Annotated in this window: 17 protein-coding genes; all 17 read left to right on the top strand. The window is 39.3% G+C overall.

From position 1 onward, the window contains the following. The first annotated feature begins 27 nt into the window (after positions 1-27). The 17 genes from ACO6UX_RS04370 to ACO6UX_RS04290 all read left to right on the top strand — a co-directional run bounded on the left by ACO6UX_RS04370 (position 28) and on the right by ACO6UX_RS04290 (position 18,399). Complete coding sequence (locus ACO6UX_RS04370; RefSeq protein ID WP_422445198.1) at positions 28-1,161, top strand: ISAs1 family transposase; 1,134 nt, start codon at positions 28-30, stop codon at positions 1,159-1,161. A gap of 217 nt (positions 1,162-1,378) precedes the next feature. Further along, entirely contained in the window at positions 1,379-2,692 is a 1,314-nt protein-coding gene (locus tag ACO6UX_RS04365; protein ID WP_422445196.1) for a nucleotide sugar dehydrogenase, read from the top strand. Between the two features lie 10 nt (positions 2,693-2,702). Beyond that, positions 2,703-3,752 carry a Gfo/Idh/MocA family protein gene (locus tag ACO6UX_RS04360; protein WP_422445194.1) on the top strand — a complete coding sequence of 350 codons (1,050 nt, stop codon included), beginning with the start codon at positions 2,703-2,705 and terminating at the stop codon, positions 3,750-3,752. 3 nt (positions 3,753-3,755) lie between these two features. Continuing rightward, positions 3,756-4,340, top strand: a complete 585-nt coding sequence (locus ACO6UX_RS04355) for an acyltransferase (RefSeq protein WP_422445192.1) — start codon at positions 3,756-3,758, stop codon at positions 4,338-4,340. 100 nt (positions 4,341-4,440) lie between these two features. Beyond that, positions 4,441-5,514 (top strand): DegT/DnrJ/EryC1/StrS family aminotransferase, encoded by a 1,074-nt coding sequence (locus tag ACO6UX_RS04350; RefSeq protein WP_422445190.1) that lies wholly within the window; start codon positions 4,441-4,443, stop codon positions 5,512-5,514. 23 nt (positions 5,515-5,537) lie between these two features. Further along, a complete protein-coding gene (locus tag ACO6UX_RS04345; protein ID WP_422445188.1) occupies positions 5,538-6,539 on the top strand; it encodes an NAD-dependent epimerase/dehydratase family protein in 1,002 nt (333 codons plus the stop codon). A gap of 1 nt (position 6,540) precedes the next feature. Further along, the gene (locus ACO6UX_RS04340) at positions 6,541-7,659 is read left to right on the top strand and encodes a DegT/DnrJ/EryC1/StrS family aminotransferase (protein WP_422445186.1); all 1,119 of its coding nucleotides are present in this window, start codon (positions 6,541-6,543) and stop codon (positions 7,657-7,659) included. Continuing rightward, positions 7,659-8,180, top strand: a complete 522-nt coding sequence (locus ACO6UX_RS04335) for an acyltransferase (protein ID WP_422445184.1) — start codon at positions 7,659-7,661, stop codon at positions 8,178-8,180. Before ACO6UX_RS04340 ends, ACO6UX_RS04335 begins: the two co-directional genes overlap by 1 nt. Continuing rightward, positions 8,181-9,458, top strand: coding sequence for a glycosyltransferase (locus ACO6UX_RS04330; protein ID WP_422445182.1), 1,278 nt, complete (start codon positions 8,181-8,183; stop codon positions 9,456-9,458). Next, positions 9,458-10,903 (top strand): oligosaccharide flippase family protein, encoded by a 1,446-nt coding sequence (locus ACO6UX_RS04325; protein WP_422445180.1) that lies wholly within the window; start codon positions 9,458-9,460, stop codon positions 10,901-10,903. The genes ACO6UX_RS04330 and ACO6UX_RS04325 overlap by 1 nt, the downstream gene beginning before the upstream one ends. 21 nt (positions 10,904-10,924) lie before the next feature. After that, positions 10,925-12,814: an asparagine synthase (glutamine-hydrolyzing) gene (gene asnB, locus ACO6UX_RS04320; RefSeq protein ID WP_422445178.1), complete on the top strand. Its 1,890-nt coding sequence runs from the start codon at positions 10,925-10,927 to the stop codon at positions 12,812-12,814. Between the two features lie 101 nt (positions 12,815-12,915). Then, positions 12,916-13,968 (top strand): hypothetical protein, encoded by a 1,053-nt coding sequence (locus ACO6UX_RS04315; RefSeq protein ID WP_422445176.1) that lies wholly within the window; start codon positions 12,916-12,918, stop codon positions 13,966-13,968. Between the two features lie 33 nt (positions 13,969-14,001). Further along, on the top strand, positions 14,002-15,126 hold the full coding sequence (locus ACO6UX_RS04310) for a glycosyltransferase family 4 protein (RefSeq protein WP_422445174.1): 1,125 nt from the start codon (positions 14,002-14,004) through the stop codon (positions 15,124-15,126). A 394-nt stretch (positions 15,127-15,520) separates the two neighbouring features. Further along, positions 15,521-16,165 (top strand): sugar transferase, encoded by a 645-nt coding sequence (locus ACO6UX_RS04305; RefSeq protein WP_422445172.1) that lies wholly within the window; start codon positions 15,521-15,523, stop codon positions 16,163-16,165. A 52-nt stretch (positions 16,166-16,217) separates the two neighbouring features. Further along, positions 16,218-16,850: an acetyltransferase gene (locus tag ACO6UX_RS04300; RefSeq protein WP_422445170.1), complete on the top strand. Its 633-nt coding sequence runs from the start codon at positions 16,218-16,220 to the stop codon at positions 16,848-16,850. Between the two features lie 107 nt (positions 16,851-16,957). Next, a complete protein-coding gene (locus ACO6UX_RS04295) occupies positions 16,958-17,935 on the top strand; it encodes a hypothetical protein (RefSeq protein ID WP_422445168.1) in 978 nt (325 codons plus the stop codon). After that, complete coding sequence (locus tag ACO6UX_RS04290; RefSeq protein WP_422445166.1) at positions 17,932-18,399, top strand: Panacea domain-containing protein; 468 nt, start codon at positions 17,932-17,934, stop codon at positions 18,397-18,399. Before ACO6UX_RS04295 ends, ACO6UX_RS04290 begins: the two co-directional genes overlap by 4 nt. The last annotated feature ends 53 nt before the right edge of the window (positions 18,400-18,452 follow it).

Below are 18,452 nucleotides of genomic sequence, written 5' to 3'. Positions count from 1 at the left end.
TACAAAAAAGATTTGGATGTTCTGGAAATGAATGCATTTGATTTAATGAATAGGCTATCTGTCATTTATGACGCACGTCAACAATGGAAAGTAGACCATAAACTTGCTGATATTCTACTCTTAGTCATTTGTGCAGTCATTGCGGGTTGCGAAGGCTGGGAAGAAATTGAAGACTTCGGCAATGAGCGACTGGATTGGTTAAAAAAATATGGTGAATTTGCATACGGCATTCCTTCCCATCATACAATTTCCAGGGTAGTTGCTGCCATTAACCCAAAGCAATTCCAGAAATGCTTTATTGAGTGGATGCAAGCCTGCCACCGGGCAACCAATGGTGAGATTATTGCAATTGATGGAAAAACAGCAAGAGGATCTTACGACAAGGGTAAGGATAAAGGTGCAATTCACATGGTGAGTGCGTTTGCTACTGCAAACGAATTGGTTCTTGGTCAAATTAAAATTAATGATAAAAGTAACGAGATTACCGCCATACCTGAATTACTTGAACTCCTTGAAATTCGTGGATGCCTCGTAACCATAGACGCCATGGGATGTCAGAGGGATATTGCCAAAAAAATCGTCGATAAAGGCGCTGATTATTTGCTAGCGGTAAAAGGTAACCAGGGTAAGCTTCATGAAGCATTTGAGAATCATTTTTCTGTTGAAAAAGTGAATCAATGGAAGGGTGATACTTTCAGAACTGAAGAAAAAAGCCATGGTAGAATGGAAACACGTCTTCACATAGTTAGTGATATTTTTGATGAGTTTGTTAATCTTTCTTTTGATTGGCAAGGAATGAAAACTCTCGGAATTATTTTTTCTGCAAGAATGGAAGATGGTGTATTTAATGCGGACGACATCAGTGTGCGTTATTACATTTCCTCTGCGCAATTAACTGCAGAAAAGTTTGCACATGCTGCAAGAGAGCATTGGGCAATCGAGAATAAACTCCATTGGAAAATGGATGTTGCAATGAGAGAAGATGATTGTCGAATCAGAAGAGGCAATGCAGCTGAAATGCTCACTGGTTTTCGACATATGGCAGTTAATATGTTGAACAATACCAAAACCTTTAAAGCTGGTCTGAAGCGGAAGCAGAAAAAGGCCGCCATGAGCACTCGATATCTGTCTGAAGTCCTCGCAGGGTGCGGGGTTTCATAATTTTTTCCTGTAATAAGCGTTTGGTTTTAGAGCAAATATTGACATTAATAACAATTCGATAGGCACTAGAGTATGGAAGCAAAATTAAACGTCATTGATAGTGCAAATTGAAAGACTTGGCCCTCTGATCTCTGCTGACCCTCTGAACTCTCCGTGACCTATTCCTCTAATCCCTCCGGAAAATCAAGATAAATTTGTCATTTATTGATGTGAAAATATGAATTACCAAAAAAACTTAGTTGAAAAAATCAAAACTAAAGAAGCCATTATTGGGATTGTGGGCTTGGGGTATGTGGGTCTGCCATTAATGCTTCGTTATGTTGCAGAAGGTTTTACAGTTCTGGGAATTGATATTGACCAATCTAAGGTTGATAGGCTGAATGATGGCGAGAGCTATATTGAACACATATCCTCAAAATCTATTCGTGATGCTGTTAATAAAGGTTTATTTCATTCTACAACTGACTTTGTAGAGGCTAACAAGGCTGACGTATTGATTTTATGTGTACCAACACCTCTGAATAAATATCGAGAGCCTGATCTCAGTTTTGTCCTGAATACTACTGATGCTATCGTTCCACATATGAGAAAGGGGCAACTGTTGTCTCTTGAAAGTACAACATATCCCGGAACAACAGAAGAAGAGCTATTGCCAAGGCTGGAAAATGCCGGTTTTACAGTGGGGGATGATGCATTTCTAGTCTATTCACCAGAACGTGAAGACCCGGCCAATCCTGATTTTGAAACGCGCACTATTCCAAAAGTGTGTGGTGGGCATACTCCAGCCTGTTTGTCTGCTGGTGTTGCCTTATATGAAGCGGCAATCGATAAAGTGGTGCCTGTATCTTCAACAAAAGCAGCAGAAATGACAAAACTACTGGAGAATATTCATCGAGCTGTCAATATTGGCCTTGTTAATGAAATGAAAGTTGTTGCAGATCGCATGGATATTGATATCCATGAAGTGATTAATGCCGCAGCCACGAAACCTTTCGGATTCACAGCCTACTATCCAGGGCCCGGTCTCGGTGGGCATTGCATTCCCATTGACCCATTCTACCTGACCTGGAAAGCAAGAGAGTATGGACTGCATACCCGTTTCATTGAGTTGGCTGGAGAAATAAATGCATACATGCCAAGGTTTGTGGTTGATAAACTCACGGATGCTTTGAATCAGCGTGGAAAAGCTGTAAACGGCAGCAGGATCCTGGTCCTGGGTATTGCCTACAAGAAGAATGTGGATGATATGAGGGAGTCTCCTTCCGTTGAGTTGATGGAGCGGCTTGAGAAAAAAGGAGCGGTTGTTGCCTATTCTGATCCACATGTGCCGGTATTTCCAAAAATGCGTGAGCATCACTTTGACTTGACCAGCGAAGAGTTGACTCCGGAAAATCTTGCCAGTTATGACTGTGTTTTATTGGCTACCGATCACGCTGACTTTGATTACAAAATGATTCAGGATAATGCTCAATTACTGGTAGACACCAGGGGTAGGTATCTTGAACCAGCTGATAATGTTATCAAAGCATAAGGAGATAATAGTGTTCGACAAAATTACGGACCGTAAGATCCGAATGGCCCTTGTAGGGTGTGGTCGTATTTCTGCCAAGCACGGTGAAGCCTTGCGTAAGCACCAGGACGATATTGAATTAGTCGCTGTCTGTGATGTTGATCCATCAGCACTGGATAAGGCTCAGAATGAATATCAAGTTCCCGGCTATTTGAAACTTGAAGACCTTTTGTCAAAGGAACAACTGGATGTTGTTGCATTATGTACACCCAGTGGATTACATCCTGATCAGGCACTGATGGCCGCAAATGCAGGCGTTCATGTTGTCAGTGAAAAACCGATGGCAACCCGCTGGGCAGATGGACTTCGTATGGTAAAAGGTTGTGATGAGGCGGGTGTTCGCCTGTTTATTGTTAAGCAAAACCGCCGCAATACAACCTTGCAACTACTGAAGCGTGCGATTGATGAGCAGCGCTTCGGCAAAATACATATGGTTCACCTTAATGTATTCTGGACCCGTCCCCAAGAATATTATGACCGGGCTAAGTGGTGTGGAACCTGGGAGCTTGATGGTGGGGCCTTTATGAATCAGGCGAGCCACTATGTGGATCTGATGGAATGGCTAATTGGCCCAGTCGCTGATGTTCAGTGTATGACCTCTACCCACCGGAATATTGAAGTAGAAGACACTGGTGTAATGAATGTACGCTGGCGTAATGGTGCTCTGGGTTCCATGGCGGTAACCATGTGTACCTATCCAAAAAACCTGGAAGGCTCTATCACCATTCTGGGTGAGAAAGGAACTGTAAAAGTTGGCGGTGTTGCGGTGAATGAAATCCAGGAGTGGAGTTTTTCTGAACCTGCAGACTACGATGAACAGATTGCCGCTGCAAACTATGAGACCACTTCCGTCTATGGATTTGGACATCCTCTGTATTACAAAAATGTGATTGATACCCTGCGTGGCGAAGCTGAGCCAGAAACGGATGGCCGGGAGGGCTTGAAATCCCTGGAATTGCTAATCGCTGCCTATCTCTCTGCACGTGATGGCAGAACGGTTTCTCTTCCATTGGAGTACTAAAGGATGCCTGACCAAACTTACAGTGCTCATGAAAGCGCCATTATCGACACTGGGGCTCAGATAGGTGCTGGTACACGTATCTGGCATTGGGTTCATGTCTGTTCTCAGGCGCAAATAGGCGAACAGTGTTCACTTGGCCAGAATGTCTTTATCGGTAACAAAGTCTGCATAGGCAGCAATGTAAAAATACAGAACAATGTGTCTGTCTATGACAATGTTACCCTGGAAGACGATGTTTTCTGCGGTCCAAGCATGGTTTTTACCAATGTTTATAACCCCCGCTCAGCCATCAGTCGGAAAGATGAATACCGGGAAACCCTGGTAAGGCAGGGAGCAACTCTGGGAGCCAACTGCACTATTGTCTGCGGCATTACCATTGGCCGTTATGCCTTTATTGGTGCTGGTGCTATGGTAAATAAAGATGTACCCAACTATGCACTGATGGCCGGTGTGCCCGCAAAACAGATTGGCTGGATAAGCGAATACGGAGAGCGGCTCGCACTGCCACTTGAAGGCGAAGCCGAGTGCATTTGCCCTCATACTCAAAGCACCTACCAGTTAAAAAACAGCCAAGTTACAAAAGCCTGATTTTTTTAAACCATAAAGGGCACGAAGAGCACAAAGAAAAGTTTTTAAAACTTTGTGTTTTTCGTGCCCTTCGTGGTTCAAAGTCTTATTAGTGAACCTTATGGAATTTATCGATTTAAAAGCCCAGTACCGCCGTATTGAAGAAGACGTTAATCGCCGTATTAAAGCCGTACTGGAACACGGAAAATACATTCTCGGCCCTGAAGTTACCGAGCTGGAAGAGAAACTTGCTGATTATGTCGGCGTTAAGCACTGCATTTCGGTTGCCAATGGTACTGATGCTTTGCAGATAGCATTAATGGCATTGGATATCAAACCAGGTGATGAAGTAATTACACCCGCTTTTTCTTATATTGCTACCGCAGAAACCTCAGCTCTGCTTGGTGCCAAACTTGTTTATGTTGATGTAGACCCAAAAACATATAATCTGGATCCAACACTGATTGAAGCCGCGATTACTGATCGTACAAAAGCCATTATCCCGGTATCACTTTATGGGCAGTGTGCTGATTTTGATGCCATCAACGAAATCGCCAATAGACACAATATTCCTGTAATTGAAGATGGCGCACAAAGTTTTGGTGCTACCTATAAAGGCAGACGTTCCTGTAGCCTGAGTACTATTGGCTGTACCAGCTTTTTCCCGTCAAAGCCTTTGGGTTGTTATGGTGATGGTGGAGCTATGTTTACCAATGATGACGAGCTTGCAGTAATCATCAGGCAAATTGCTCGTCATGGACAGGACCGTCGCTATCACCACGTTCGTGTGGGGGTGAATAGCCGTTTGGATACTATCCAGGCTGCAGTATTACTCAGTAAGCTGGAAATATTTGACCAGGAAATTTCACTTAGAAACGAAGTTGCAGCAACATATAACGAAAAACTAATAAATACGAATATGACCACACCATATATTGAAATAAGTAATACCAGTGTATTTGCCCAATATACGGTTTTGGTTGAAGACCGTGAGTTTATTCAAAGTAAACTTCGTGAACAGGGTATTCCTACAGCAGTGCATTATCCATACCCTTTGAATATACAGCCAGCAGTAGCTTGCTCTTACGCCAGGGTAGAGGTAAGTGAAATGCTTTCCCGGAAAGTCATAAGTTTACCAATGGATCCGTATAAAACTGCTTCAGTAATTGATACTGTAGTTTCAAATTTTTCTTAATTAAGTTGAAGGCGTTTATTGGAATGAAAGAAATAAAGGGCAAGAAAATATTTATTACAGGTGGTACAGGTTTTATTGGCTCTACCTTGATTGGTAAACTGATAGAAGAAAATGAAATCATTGCTTTCGATAACCTGGATCGAAATACGCTTAAAAGTCAGCCTTTTGCTAATCATAAAAATTTGACCCTTGTGAAAGGTGATGTTCTGGACGCTGAACATCTTAAAGAGGCGGCGAAAGATACTCAGATCTTTGTACATGCTGCAGCAATTGCCGGGATTGACAACACAACAAAAAACCCGGTTCGCACGATGACAGTAAATATGCTGGGAACAGCAAATGCATTGGCAGCAGCCCATAACAGCGGGACGGTTGAAAGATTTTTGGAATTTTCAACCTCCGAGGTATTTGGCTCCAGGGCATACCGCGTTGAAGAAGTGGATTCAACAACAACCGGAGCGGTAGGAGAGGCACGCTGGACTTATGCTGTGAGTAAACTGGCAGGTGAGCACCTCACACATGCTTATCATCGAGAATATAGTCTGCCAACGGTAACAGTAAGACCCTTTAATGTATATGGCCCAGGGCAGACGGGTGAGGGGGCTATATCAATTATGATAAGAAAGGCACTGAAAAATGAGGATATCTACATTTTCGGTGATGGCGCTCAAATTCGTGCATGGTGTTATGTTGACGATATGGTTGATGCTCTTATGAAATCTTTGATCATGCCTGAGGCCGTTGGAGAGTCCTTTAATATTGGTAATGCCCGGGCGGTTACCACTATTTATGGCTTGGCTGAAACCATTTGTAGAGTACTGAACTCAAAGTCCAAAATTATTTTCAAAGATGCCCTGTCTGCAGATATTGAGCTACGTATTCCTAAAATTGATAAAGCGAAAGACTTGATTGGATTTGAAGCACAGGTTGATCTTGAGGAAGGTTTAAGACACACAGCCGAATGGATGGCAGCTAATGAGTCCAATATACCTGAAATGCCAGCCATGTTTTTGAGCAATAAGTAATATGATTAAATTGTCGCAGCCTACTATTTCAGAAGAGGCAATCAGTCGTGTTAATGAAATCCTGCGAAGCGGTCAACTTGTCCATGGCGAGGAATGTGAGCTTTTCGAGCAGGAGTTGGCAGAGTTTATTGGTGTAAAGCATGCGATTGTCGTCGCGAATGGTACTGCGGCTCTTCATCTTTCGTTGTTAGCACTTGGTATTGGCCCTGGAGATGCAGTTCTTATTCCAGATTTTACCTTTGTTGCAACAGCAAATGTGGTTGAAATGGTAGGTGCTAAAGCCATCATTGTTGATGTTGATCTGTCATCATACAATATGGATATAGAATTACTGGAAAATCGAATTAAGCTGTGGACAGGGCCTGAAAAGCTCAAAGCGATTATGCCGGTATTAGAATTTGGTAACCCCGCAAACCTAAAACAGTATCGTAAAATAGCAGATCGCTATGGTTTACATCTGATTGAAGATGCTGCTTGTGCTATTGGTTCATTTGATGAAGACTCTAACGCTGGAACTGTAGGTGATTTGGGATGCTTTTCATTTCACCCACGTAAAACGCTTACGACTGGTGAAGGAGGTCTGGTAACTACCAACGATAATCAATTGGCAGAAAAAGTGAAATTGCTTAGAAATCATGGAATGGTTCGAACCAGTAAAGGGCTCGAATTTAAAGCAGTAGGACTGAATTATAGGCTGACAAATTTTCAAGCAGCTATTGGTAGAGTTATACTTGAATCCTTACCCGTGTCTTTAAAAAAACGAAAACGACTAGCTAAAAAATATCATTCTGATTTATTAGAGCTAGAAAATAAAAATTTATTGTCAAGACCGGTAGGAGATAAGGGGCATAGCTGGCAAACATACATGATCGTGTTAAATAAACATATCAATAGAGATGAGATCATTCATAAAATGAAGAGACAGGGGGCAGAGGTTGGTATTGGTGCGCAGAGTATAATTTCTCTTAATCTTATTGGAATTGAAGATGTTTATAGGAAAGAGGTTAATAATGGAGTGGAATTGTACAGAAATGGTTTAGCTTTGCCATTCCATGAGAGCTTATCAGAGTCAGATGTGGAAAATGTTGTGATTGCGCTAGATTCGGTATTGACAATTTAATGTTATTAAAATTATTTAGTAAGTTTTGGGTGAGGCGGGTAGGATTTTTTAAATCACAATATGATAGAGTCTTACCTTTTGGTGATTGTGTTGTCGATAGATGGGCTAAAGCTGAGTTATTAGGGTTTGGAGAAGGTAGCTCAATTTATGACAGTAGTTTGGTTTATGGTGATGTAAGGGTAGGAAAACATACGTGGATCGGACCGCATACTATTCTTGACGGATCAGGAGGGCAATTGACTATAGGATCTAATTGTTCTATTTCTGCCGGAGTTCAAATATATACGCATGATACTGTTCAGCGCACAATAACTGGTGGGAAAAATTCTATTGAAATAGCTGATACTTCCATTGGAAATGATTGTTATATTGGCCCAAATACTGTCATTGTTAAGGGTGTTAAAATTGGTGATAAGGTGATAATTGGAGCAAACAGTCTTGTATTGAATGATATACCTTCGTTAAAAAAAGCATTTGGGACACCTTGTAAGGTATACTCTGACGTTGAGACTGGTAATTAAATGAAAATATTTGTTGGTCCTCATGAAATATCAGGAATTGTTGATTCGATAGTTAAAGGCTTCCAAGAAAATGGAGTCTCAGCAACAGGTGTTTTGTCTGCAAAGCATAAGTATGAATATGGTTGTAATGATTCTATTAATGTTTTGATCAAATTATGGCAAAATTTAGGTTCGCAGAGAATAGAGGCGTACAGGAAAAGTAAGTTCATGTTCGTTATCATGTCCTCTATTCAGTGGGTGGTTTCTATTTTTGTTCTGTGTTGGAGTTTATTAAAATTTGATATTTTTATTTATATCTTTGGTGAAACAATAACAAATACGCGGTTCGAATTATTTTTATTAAAGCTTTTTAAAAAAAGAATTATTTTTATTTACTTGGGCAGTGACAGTAGGCCTCCTTACATTGATGGTAACTATTATGATGGAAGTACTGGATTAAAAAAGATACTCTCCAGGACGAAAAAAATAAAAAAGAAAATAAAATTGCATGAAATGTATGCGGATGCAATTATTAATTCTCCATTTTCATCACATTTTAATTCAAAGAAAGTTGTAAATTGGTTTTCAATTGGCTTTGCTAAAGAAGTTTTTCCTTATCAATCATTCAGAAAACCTGATGTGGTTAGAATATTACATGCACCATCCAATTATAAAGTTAAAGGTACAAAAAAAATTGAGATTTTAGTAAATAATTTAATTGATAGAGGTCATAATATTGAGTTTATTAAAATAAAAGGAATGCCAAACAAAGTTGTTATTGAAGAGCTTGAAAAGTGTGACTTTGTGGTTGACCAGCTTTATTCCGATACTCCTCTAGCTGGTTTAGCTTCCGAAGCTGCTAGCTTAGGTAAACCATCTGTTGTGGGTGGTTATTCTGCTAAATCAATAGTTGATATTTGTCATCGAGATGATATTCCACCTAGTTTATATGTTTGTCCTGATGAGTTGGAAACAGCTATTGAACGGCTAGTGATAGATCATGAATACCGTGAAAAGCTTGGTAATGATGCTTATTTATTCATGAAGAAAAGATGGTCACGAGAACTGGTAGCTAAAAGAATTCTAAGAGTAATTAGTGATGAAGTTCCAGAAGAGTGGTTGTTTAACCCAAAAGACATTCGATACTTAGAAGGGGCAGGGGTATCAAGAGAAAATTCTAAGGTAATGACCAAAGCAATTATTGAGCAGTATGGCGTTCAATCACTTCAACTTGATGATAATCACGAATTGCAACGGGCTTATATGGAGTATTGCGGGTTGTACACTGAGGGATCATAATGCTCCAACTTTTTCTCCGTGATAGCCTGATTTATGGCTTAGCTTCTATTTTATCTCGCAGTCTTGGATTACTATTACTTCCAATATATACACGAATTCTTGAGCCTCAAGATTATGGTGTGTTTGACCTGATAACTACTGCTGCAGTTTTTATTAATCTGGTTCTTGCTTTGGAGATTGGTCAGGGTCTTGCCCGTTATTGGAATGAAGTGGCCAGTAAAAATCAACAGATCATATTGGCAAGTACTGCTTGGTGGTTTTCAGTTTTTTTTGGATTGATCTTTCTCATCTTTTCATTTTACTATTCAGAAAAGTTAAACAAGTTAATTTTTAATTATGAAAGCTATCTATCTATTTTTAAAACAGCTTGTATTTTTCTTTATTTGAACTGTTTGTTTTATATTCTACTCAACCAGCTTCGCTGGGATATGCAAAGCAAAAAATATGCTGCTGTTAGTTTTATTAATGCGGCTTTGATATTTACTTTAGGTATCACATTTTCATATTATAGAAATATGGGGCTTTTAGGCATAGTTACAGGGCAGGCTTTTGCTGCATTATTGTCTATTCTTTTATGTTTAGTTCTACTGAGAAAGTCTATAATTTTACGATTAAATTTTTCCAAACTAGTTCTGATGCTGAAATTCTCAATACCATTGGTACCAGCAGCATTGGCAACTTTTATTACCCTATATGTTAACCGCCTTGCTTTGAATGCTTATGGCTCCCTTGACGAAATTGGGATATATGGTGCTGCAAGTAGGCTTGCAAGTGTTGTTGCTATCATGGCTTTTGGGGTTCAGTCTGCGTTAACGCCTCTAATATATGTAAATTACAAGAAAGCACGTGCGCCTTCAGATATATCATCAATATTTCATGTTTTCTTGGCTGTGTCACTCCTTCTTACTCTTATAATGAGTGTATATGCCTCTGAGATTTTGATAATCATGGTTGGGCATGATTATTCTGGTGCAGTGGCATTAATTCCATATCTAACAATTGGACTCTTGTTTTCACAGCTATACCCTTTTTTTCCCGGCATCACAATCCATAAAAAAACTATCTGGCAGCTTATAGTTTCAATTTTAACAGCTACAGTAAGTTTCATTCTAAATTATTCATTAGTTCCAATATATGGAATGCTTGGGGCTGCAATTTCGATGTTGGTTTCATATATATTTTTTCTTAGTTTTTGGGTTTTCTTGAGTCAGAAATTGTATCCAATAAATATAAGGTGGAAAGATACTTTTATCACTCTTTTTACTTATTTGTTAGTGATATTTCTTTCTGTTAAATTATCTGAGTTTATTGTTTCATATTACCTTTTGTTTTTAATTAAAACTTTATTGGTAATTATGTTCTTATTGACATTGCTAGGGGTTAGAATGATTCCATTGTTGAAAGTGTGTGATGTTATTAAGTTTTGTAAGAATAAAGATTTTTGATTTAAAAAGATGTGCTAGAAGATGTGTGGAATTCTTGGTGGGATAGAAAATGTTCAGTATGTAGATCAGTCATCTACATTGCCATATGAAAATGCATTATTAAAAATTAAACATAGAGGCCCAAACGATCATGGGCTTGATTATTTCGGTTTCAATAATTTTAAAATAGCTTTTGGCCATACAAGGCTATCAATTATAGACTTAAGTAGTTCGGGTCATCAGCCTATGATGAGCTATGATGGTCGTTACAGGTTGATCTTTAATGGCGAAATTTATAATTATCGTGAAATCCGAATGGAATTGATAAGTAAAAATTACCACTTTAAATCTGAGTCAGACACTGAAGTTTTACTTAATGCATGGCATCTATGGGGATCTTCTTGCCTGATGAAGTTGAAAGGGATGTTTGCCTTTGTTGTTTTTGATCAATGGAGTGGTACGGTTTCTTGTGTAAGAGACGCCTTTGGTATAAAACCATTATATTATTATCATGACGCAAAAAGCTTTTATTTCTGCTCTGAAATATCAGCATTATTGGAGTTAGTCCCGGGAAAAGTTACACCTGACCAGCAAACTGCATATGATTATCTCATCTCAGGGCGCTATGATCGAGGGCGGTCAACTTTTTTTAATGATATACAGCAGCTAGAACCTGGGAATTACCTTGAAATTAGCTTGAAAAATCATTTCTCCATCACAGATCAAAATCGTTGGTGGTATCCTAATCTAAATGAAAATAAGGATATTTCATTTGAAGATGCAGCAGTACAACTGAGAGAATTATTTCTGAAAAGTGTTGATTTACACTTGAGGAGTGATGTTCCAATTGGTGCTGCTCTATCTGGTGGCCTTGATTCATCTGCCATAGTCTCTGCCATGAGATACCTTGAACCGGACATGCCAATTCATACATTCACGTATGTTTCTTCATCAAATAATTCCGAAAAAATATGGGCTGATCGAATTAATAATTCTGTTCAATCAATTCCACATAATGTACATATTTCAAGTGAAAACTTATTAAATGACATTGATGAGATGATTGCGTGTCAGGGTGAACCTTTTGGTAGTACAAGTATTTATGCTCAATACTGTGTATACAAAGAAGTTAAGAAAAATAATATTACGGTTACTCTAGATGGTCAGGGAGCAGATGAGTTGCTTGCTGGTTACCATGGTTATCCTGAGTATAGGTATAGAACTTTATTACATCAGAGAAAGTTTAAGGAAGCCCTCTCTTTTTGCAAGTATTGGTCCGAATGGCCAAGTCGAAATATTACTAAGTCTATTTTTTATTTCCTTTCAGCTCTTGGACCAGAAAATAGTACAGATTTATTACTTAATTGTTTAGGGCTTTACAAGTCTCGATCCTGGTTGAATATTGATCATCTAAAAGAAGGTGGCGTCAACTTATTTTCTTTACCACAATGTCTGACTCAAAAGAGTCAAGATCGAGCACTGATCAAAAAACTCTATAGTGAGGTTTCTGATGGCGGCCTGACCTCCTTGCTGAGACATGGTGACAGGAACTCAATGCACTGGTCTATAGAGAGTCGTGTACCATTTCTTAATACCGACATTGCTGAGTTTTTATTGTCATTGCCTGAAAGTTATTTGATATCTCGTGAGGGACAAACCAAGCACATTTTTCGCTATGCAATGAAAGGGATTGTTTCTGATGATGTTTTGTTTAGAAGAGATAAAATAGGTTTTGAAACGCCTGAAAAAAATTTAATGCTTGGTTTTTCTAAAGAGATTATAGATTGGGTTGACAGCATAGAAGGGCTTGATTTTATCAATGCCAGTAAAGCAAAACAGTTCTTAAAAAGTGTTTTTTATGATAATAAACCCTATACAGCTCAAGCATGGAGATTAGCTAATTTTTGTAAATGGTATGAAGTAAGTAATTAAATTTTTTTTATATAAAATTTCATCAATAGAATTTGTACTTTTTTATGAAAGTTTTGCACTCAGCTGCACTTCTTAGCCCATCTCCTGGTATGTTAAATCAGATGTCTTGGGAACAGGATGCTGCCGAAGAATTGGGAATTCAATGGGATTCTCGAATGTATTGCCCTAATAAGACTTTTGGGCCTCTGAATATTTTGATCCAGGATCATACAATTTCCAGTTCCATTAATAAATCTTTCCCAAAGAAGCTATTTGATTGGGTTTCTTTGCGGAAAAATTATTATAATTGGCTGCACTCTGTTAGTGATCAATATGACTTGTTTCTATTGAGATATTACGTACATGATCTTTTTCAGTTGAATTTTGTAAAAAGATTCAAAAAACCTGTTCTTTTTGTACATCATTCTAAGGAAGTTCCTGAGTTAGGGGGTGAAGGGAGCTTTACAGCAAAATCCCGTTCATTCATGGAAGATAAAATTGGCCCATTTGTATTGAAAAATACCGTTGGTTTGGTTGGAGTGACTGAAGAAATAGTTTTTTATGAACTTTCCAGGATGAAAAATACTACTTCAGATAAAAAACCATATTTTATTTACCCAAACGGTATATCTTATCAAGGTAATAAAATTATTGATAAGAGAATTGATCATATTCAAATATTATTTGTGTGTAGCCTTTTCGACCCATGGCATGGGCTTGACTTACTTGTTGAAGATTTAAAAATAAATAATGATGATTTTACTATTCACGTTGTTGGTGAAGTTAAGTCACAGGATTTGATTTATTTGGAATCTGATCATCGAGTTAAACTTCATGGGAAATTATCAAACCAGCAAATTAATGAGATTTCATACGGTTGTCATGTAGGTTTGTCTTCTTTTGCCCTTTTTAGGAAAGAGATGAGTGAAGCATGCACTCTCAAAGTAAGAGAGTATCTACGTCTGGGTTTGCCTGTTTATGCAGGACATAAAGATATATTTCCAGATGATTTTCCATTCTACCACTTTGGTGAGCCTTTGTTGAATAAGATAATTTATTTTGCTCGGGAAATGGCCATAATACCAAAGCAGGTTGTATCAGAATCTGCTCGACAATATATTGATAAAGTTGAAATTTTAAAGAGCCTTTACTCTCATTTGACAACTTTAAAATAAATATTCATTTCTTGATTTATGTAACTTTTGTTTATGAATAATGCTGTGGCAGTAGTTGGTACGATTGCTTCCTCAATATATGGATTCCGATCGGGCCTTATAAGAAAACTTATTAGTGAAGGATACACTGTTTTTGCGTTTGCGATCGATTACAATGACGAATCCAAGGCTAAAGTAAAATCTCTCGGGGCCGTTCCTGTCGACTATAAAATATCAAGATATGGTGTTAATCCTATCAGAGATTTTATTGATACTTTAACTCTTTCCAGAAAACTTAAACGACTAAATGTTCAAATCTCATTTTTTTATTTTGTTAAGCCTGTTATTTATGGTGCGATGGCGTCTAGACTAGCAAATATTCCACGTTCTGTTGGTATGCTGGAGGGATTAGGTTATGTGTTTACCCAGCTTCCAGGTAGCCCCCCTGTTAAACAACGTATCTTGAGAATAGTTCAGGTACTACTGTATAAATTGTCTCTTCCACTGTTAGATCGATTAATTGTTCTTAATAATGATGATAAAAAAGATCTTGTTTTGAAATATAGGGTTGCTGTGAAAGAGTGCAGTGTGCTAGGCGGAATAGGTTTGCAATTAAATGACTACCCTTTTTCAAAGCCAAAGTGCTACAACCAGTTTATATTTATTGGCAGGTTGCTGACTGAAAAAGGCATAAATGAATTCCTTGATGCTGCTGAAGCCGTTAAAGCAAAATATCCAGATGCTTCATTTATTATTCTGGGTGAGACAGAGCCAGAAAGTAAATCCTCCGTTTCTCTTGAGCGCCTTAACTTATTAACAAGCCAGGGTGTTGTGCAATACCTTGGACAAGTGGGTAGCGTATTGGATTATCTCACTCAGGCCAGTGTCTTTGTATTGCCCTCATATCGAGAGGGTGTCCCAAGGAGTACACAGGAGGCTATGGCCGTTGGTCGTCCAGTTATTACATCTGATGTGCCTGGATGCAGAGATACTGTTATTAATAATGTGACCGGTTTCCTTGTCCCACCTTTTGATTCCGAAGCAATAGCAAAAAAAATGATCTATTTTCTGGATAACCCTAGAGTTATTGATGAGATGGGTAAAGCGTCTTTTGAGTATGCAAAGGAAAACTTTGATGCTTTAAAGGTGAACGATAGTCTCTACCGTTTACTCTTGTAATCACCGAAACTCAATGATCTAAAATCATTGATTTTAAACGCTCTCTCGAATAACCACTCCATGGCCGATTTCTATAGTGTTACCTGTACTCCAGAAAGGAACCCATGATCAATGTGTCGATAACATCGTCGGCAATGGCATTTTACCCACTTTCTTCAGGGTTTTTCTTGAGTACTCCTTTAACGCATCGGGGGCGCAGACGGTCGCCAGTATCTGACCATTTAGTAGTCACGATAAAGGGTTGGCCTTGTTGGGTTTTTTCAGGTAACCAAGCAGGTTAGCCCTCAGTTGGCTGATTCTGACCTGTTTCATTTTTTATTCCCTGTACAAAATTATTGTACTTCTCTAACTGGTTAAGCCAGAGTGTTTCTGTAATAAGATGTTAAAGCGTTTGATGGATATTTTCGGTGCCTTGGTTGCACTGATTCTTTTTAGCCCGATTATGGCGTTTACAGCCTGGAAGGTAGCCAGAACCATGGACAGGCCCGTTTTCTTTCGACAGGTCCGCCCGGGGTTGGATGGCAAGCCTTTTGAAATGGTGAAATTCCGTACCATGCGGGATGCCAATGGGCCGGATGGTAAACCTTTGCCGGATGCTGAGCGTATTACTCCTTTTGGCAGTTTTATGCGTCGCGCTAGTCTTGATGAATTGCCGGAGTTTTGGAATGTACTGCAAGGGGATATGAGTCTGGTGGGGCCTCGACCATTATTGATGCAGTACCTCCCACTCTATTCTAAAGAGCAGTATCGTCGCCATGAGATGAAACCGGGCATTACCGGCTGGGCTCAGATTAATGGGCGTAATGCGATTTCCTGGGATGAAAAGTTCAAGTTGGATGTCTGGTATGTGGATAACCAATCTCTCTGGCTCGATATCAAAATTCTTTTTTTAACGGTTAAGAAAGTGGTTTTGCGGGAAGGGATTAGTGCGGATGACCATGTGACTATGCCTTTCTTTGAAGGCTCGCCTTCGAACGTTTCCCAATCCTCGCAGCCCGTTACCCGTCTAAGAAAAGGGCCAAAAGCCGAGAAGGTTTAAGTTTTGCAGGTGACGGACTACGAATTGCGGACAACGAATAAAGACGAATCAAATGAATAGTACATTATTGATATTAGGAGCTGGCGGCCATGCCCGCGTCGTTGCCGATTGTGCTTTAGCAACGGGGCAATGGTCGGGTATCGCTTTCCTGGATGACCGCTATCCTGAGCTTGATTCAATGAATGGCTGGCCAGTTGTGGGGCGCATTTCTGATTTGGAATCGTTTGTTCCTGAATATCCCATGATGGCTTTAGGGGTTGGTGTCAGCTATGAAAGTTTGCGGCTGGAGTTGCTTGTCCGTGGTCAGCAGGCCGGTGCGAAATTGCCTGCCATTATTCATCCGAAAGCAACCATCTCACCGTTTGCAACGGTAAGTGATGGTTCTGTGGTGTTTGCCGGTGCGGTTATTAATGTGAATGCCCGTATCGGTTCCGGCTGTATTATCAATACGGTTTCATCCATAGACCACGACTGCTCTATAGGGAATGGCACTCATATTTCACCAGGCGCTTTGCTGGCAGGTGCAGTCACCATTGGTGAAAAAGCCTGGATCGGTATGGGAGCGAAAATCCTGCAGTGCATTTCTGTTGGTGATGAAACTGTTGTTGGGGCTGGTGCTGTGGTGCTTTCTGATGTTCCGGCGAATAGTAAAGTTGTTGGTGTTCCTGCCCGGCCTATCTTTTAAAGGCCGATTTCCATGGTCCTTAAAAACGTTTTGTTTTCTTCTTTAATGGTAAAGGTACCGATAGTCAACTAGGCTGGACGAGTTATCTTGAACATGGTGTTGCAGGTTTGTTTCAAAAATTTGGATTTACTGGTAAATCAACATTTTTTATAAAATTAGGGAAGATCATAAGCAAGGCTTTTTATATTATCTCAGCGACCATGGGGAGTATCTTGATGGCACTGGGTGGAGCTTATGCAGGTTCTTACAATTTTCGTACTGAGTGGGTTGAGGTCAGTGGCTCCTTTGATTCTCTGCTGTGTATACTTTTTAATCCTGTTTCATCCCTTGTCAGTGGTGGTGCTTTGCTTGTCTTTGGTGCTGTCGGTACTTATCTTGACCAATCACGTCAGCAGGCAGAGATAACTCAATTAAGAGAAGGCAGTAAATCTTTTGCAATTATAAAAAACGCTTTGAATGCAGCTCAGGAAGAACTGCAATTCCAAAAATCGAAAACTTCAGAGCTACACAGTGAGCTGGTTCAGTCTTGGTTAATTGGAGCCTACAAATCTCTTAAACTTAATAACCAGGAACGAGTGACTATTTATTATGAGCATGATGAAGAATTTTACCTGCTTGCACGCTACTCAAAAAATCCACACTTTGCAAAGATACATCGCCAAAAATTCCCTCTTAACCAAGGAGTCATCAGTTTAGCTTGGCAAAATGGCCTTCATCTGGAACTGAGTTGCCCAAATCAAAAATTGATCGATGATTATATTCAACACATGTATGTGAATTATGGCTATTCACCTGAAAAAATAGAAGCACTTGCAATGAAGAGTTGTCGTTATCTGGCTAAGGCAATAATAGATGCCGATGTTCATATTGGTGTTATCGTTTTTGAAAGTACTGAAGAATACTTTGTTGAGAGTGAAGCTCAAAGAGAGGATATAATAAGGTATTGTGACAGCTATCAGGGACGGATTTCTAAATTTGTCAGGGATGGATTTGAGTTTAATAAAGAAATAAATTTAAAGCGAAAAGGTAATCAAAAGCCAATAATTGAAGACGAGCTTATAAAAGAACTAGGGGGCGCGAATTGAATAGATTACAGCAAATAATCGCGTATCTTTGTGTGAACTATCCTAACAAGTCTGAGCTTTCCAAAGCCAGGCTGACCAAAATGGTTTACCTGTCTGACTGGTTTTCTGCCCTTCTTGATGGAAGGCAGCTCACGAATATTGATTGGATGTTCAATCATTATGGACCTTATGTTGATGATGTCATAGCGGCTGCGCATAACGGTATTGGTTTTATGGTTATTAATGACACAACCATGTATGGTTCTCATAAAAATGTCATATCGTTCCAGGGAGATGTTTCAAATATTCAACTCACCGACCGTGAAAAAGTGATTCTTGATGCAGTAATCGATAAAACAAAGAGCCTTTGCTTTAACGATTTTATTGATTATGTATATTCTACCTACCCGGTTAAGAAGCAAGAGAGGTATTCTAACTTAAATCTTGTTTCTCTTGCTCAGCAGTTCAGGGAATCCAGAACCTGATATTTAGTTTTTCAAGTCTTTCCGGCTTGTTCATTTTTCGTAATCTGTAAAGG

The organism is Endozoicomonas sp. ALB091 (assembly GCF_049310265.1).
Taxonomy (GTDB): Bacteria; Pseudomonadota; Gammaproteobacteria; order Pseudomonadales; family Endozoicomonadaceae; genus Endozoicomonas.
The sequence above is the reverse complement of the archived record's forward strand: the minus strand, read 5'-3'. Positions and strand labels throughout refer to the sequence as shown.

Excerpts from the sequence above, each read along its gene's own strand:
- ACO6UX_RS04370 (WP_422445198.1), top strand. The coding sequence starts at position 28 with ATGAATGCATTTGATTTAATGAATAGGCTATCTGTCATTTATGACGCA.
- ACO6UX_RS04365 (WP_422445196.1), top strand. The coding sequence starts at position 1,379 with ATGAATTACCAAAAAAACTTAGTTGAAAAAATCAAAACTAAAGAAGCC.
- ACO6UX_RS04355 (WP_422445192.1), top strand. The coding sequence starts at position 3,756 with ATGCCTGACCAAACTTACAGTGCTCATGAAAGCGCCATTATCGACACT.
- ACO6UX_RS04350 (WP_422445190.1), top strand. The coding sequence starts at position 4,441 with ATGGAATTTATCGATTTAAAAGCCCAGTACCGCCGTATTGAAGAAGAC.
- ACO6UX_RS04345 (WP_422445188.1), top strand. The coding sequence starts at position 5,538 with ATGAAAGAAATAAAGGGCAAGAAAATATTTATTACAGGTGGTACAGGT.
- ACO6UX_RS04340 (WP_422445186.1), top strand. The coding sequence starts at position 6,541 with ATGATTAAATTGTCGCAGCCTACTATTTCAGAAGAGGCAATCAGTCGT.
- ACO6UX_RS04335 (WP_422445184.1), top strand. The coding sequence starts at position 7,659 with ATGTTATTAAAATTATTTAGTAAGTTTTGGGTGAGGCGGGTAGGATTT.
- ACO6UX_RS04330 (WP_422445182.1), top strand. The coding sequence starts at position 8,181 with ATGAAAATATTTGTTGGTCCTCATGAAATATCAGGAATTGTTGATTCG.
- ACO6UX_RS04325 (WP_422445180.1), top strand. The coding sequence starts at position 9,458 with ATGCTCCAACTTTTTCTCCGTGATAGCCTGATTTATGGCTTAGCTTCT.
- asnB (WP_422445178.1), top strand. The coding sequence starts at position 10,925 with ATGTGTGGAATTCTTGGTGGGATAGAAAATGTTCAGTATGTAGATCAG.
- ACO6UX_RS04315 (WP_422445176.1), top strand. The coding sequence starts at position 12,916 with ATGTCTTGGGAACAGGATGCTGCCGAAGAATTGGGAATTCAATGGGAT.
- ACO6UX_RS04310 (WP_422445174.1), top strand. The coding sequence starts at position 14,002 with ATGAATAATGCTGTGGCAGTAGTTGGTACGATTGCTTCCTCAATATAT.
- ACO6UX_RS04305 (WP_422445172.1), top strand. The coding sequence starts at position 15,521 with ATGGATATTTTCGGTGCCTTGGTTGCACTGATTCTTTTTAGCCCGATT.
- ACO6UX_RS04300 (WP_422445170.1), top strand. The coding sequence starts at position 16,218 with ATGAATAGTACATTATTGATATTAGGAGCTGGCGGCCATGCCCGCGTC.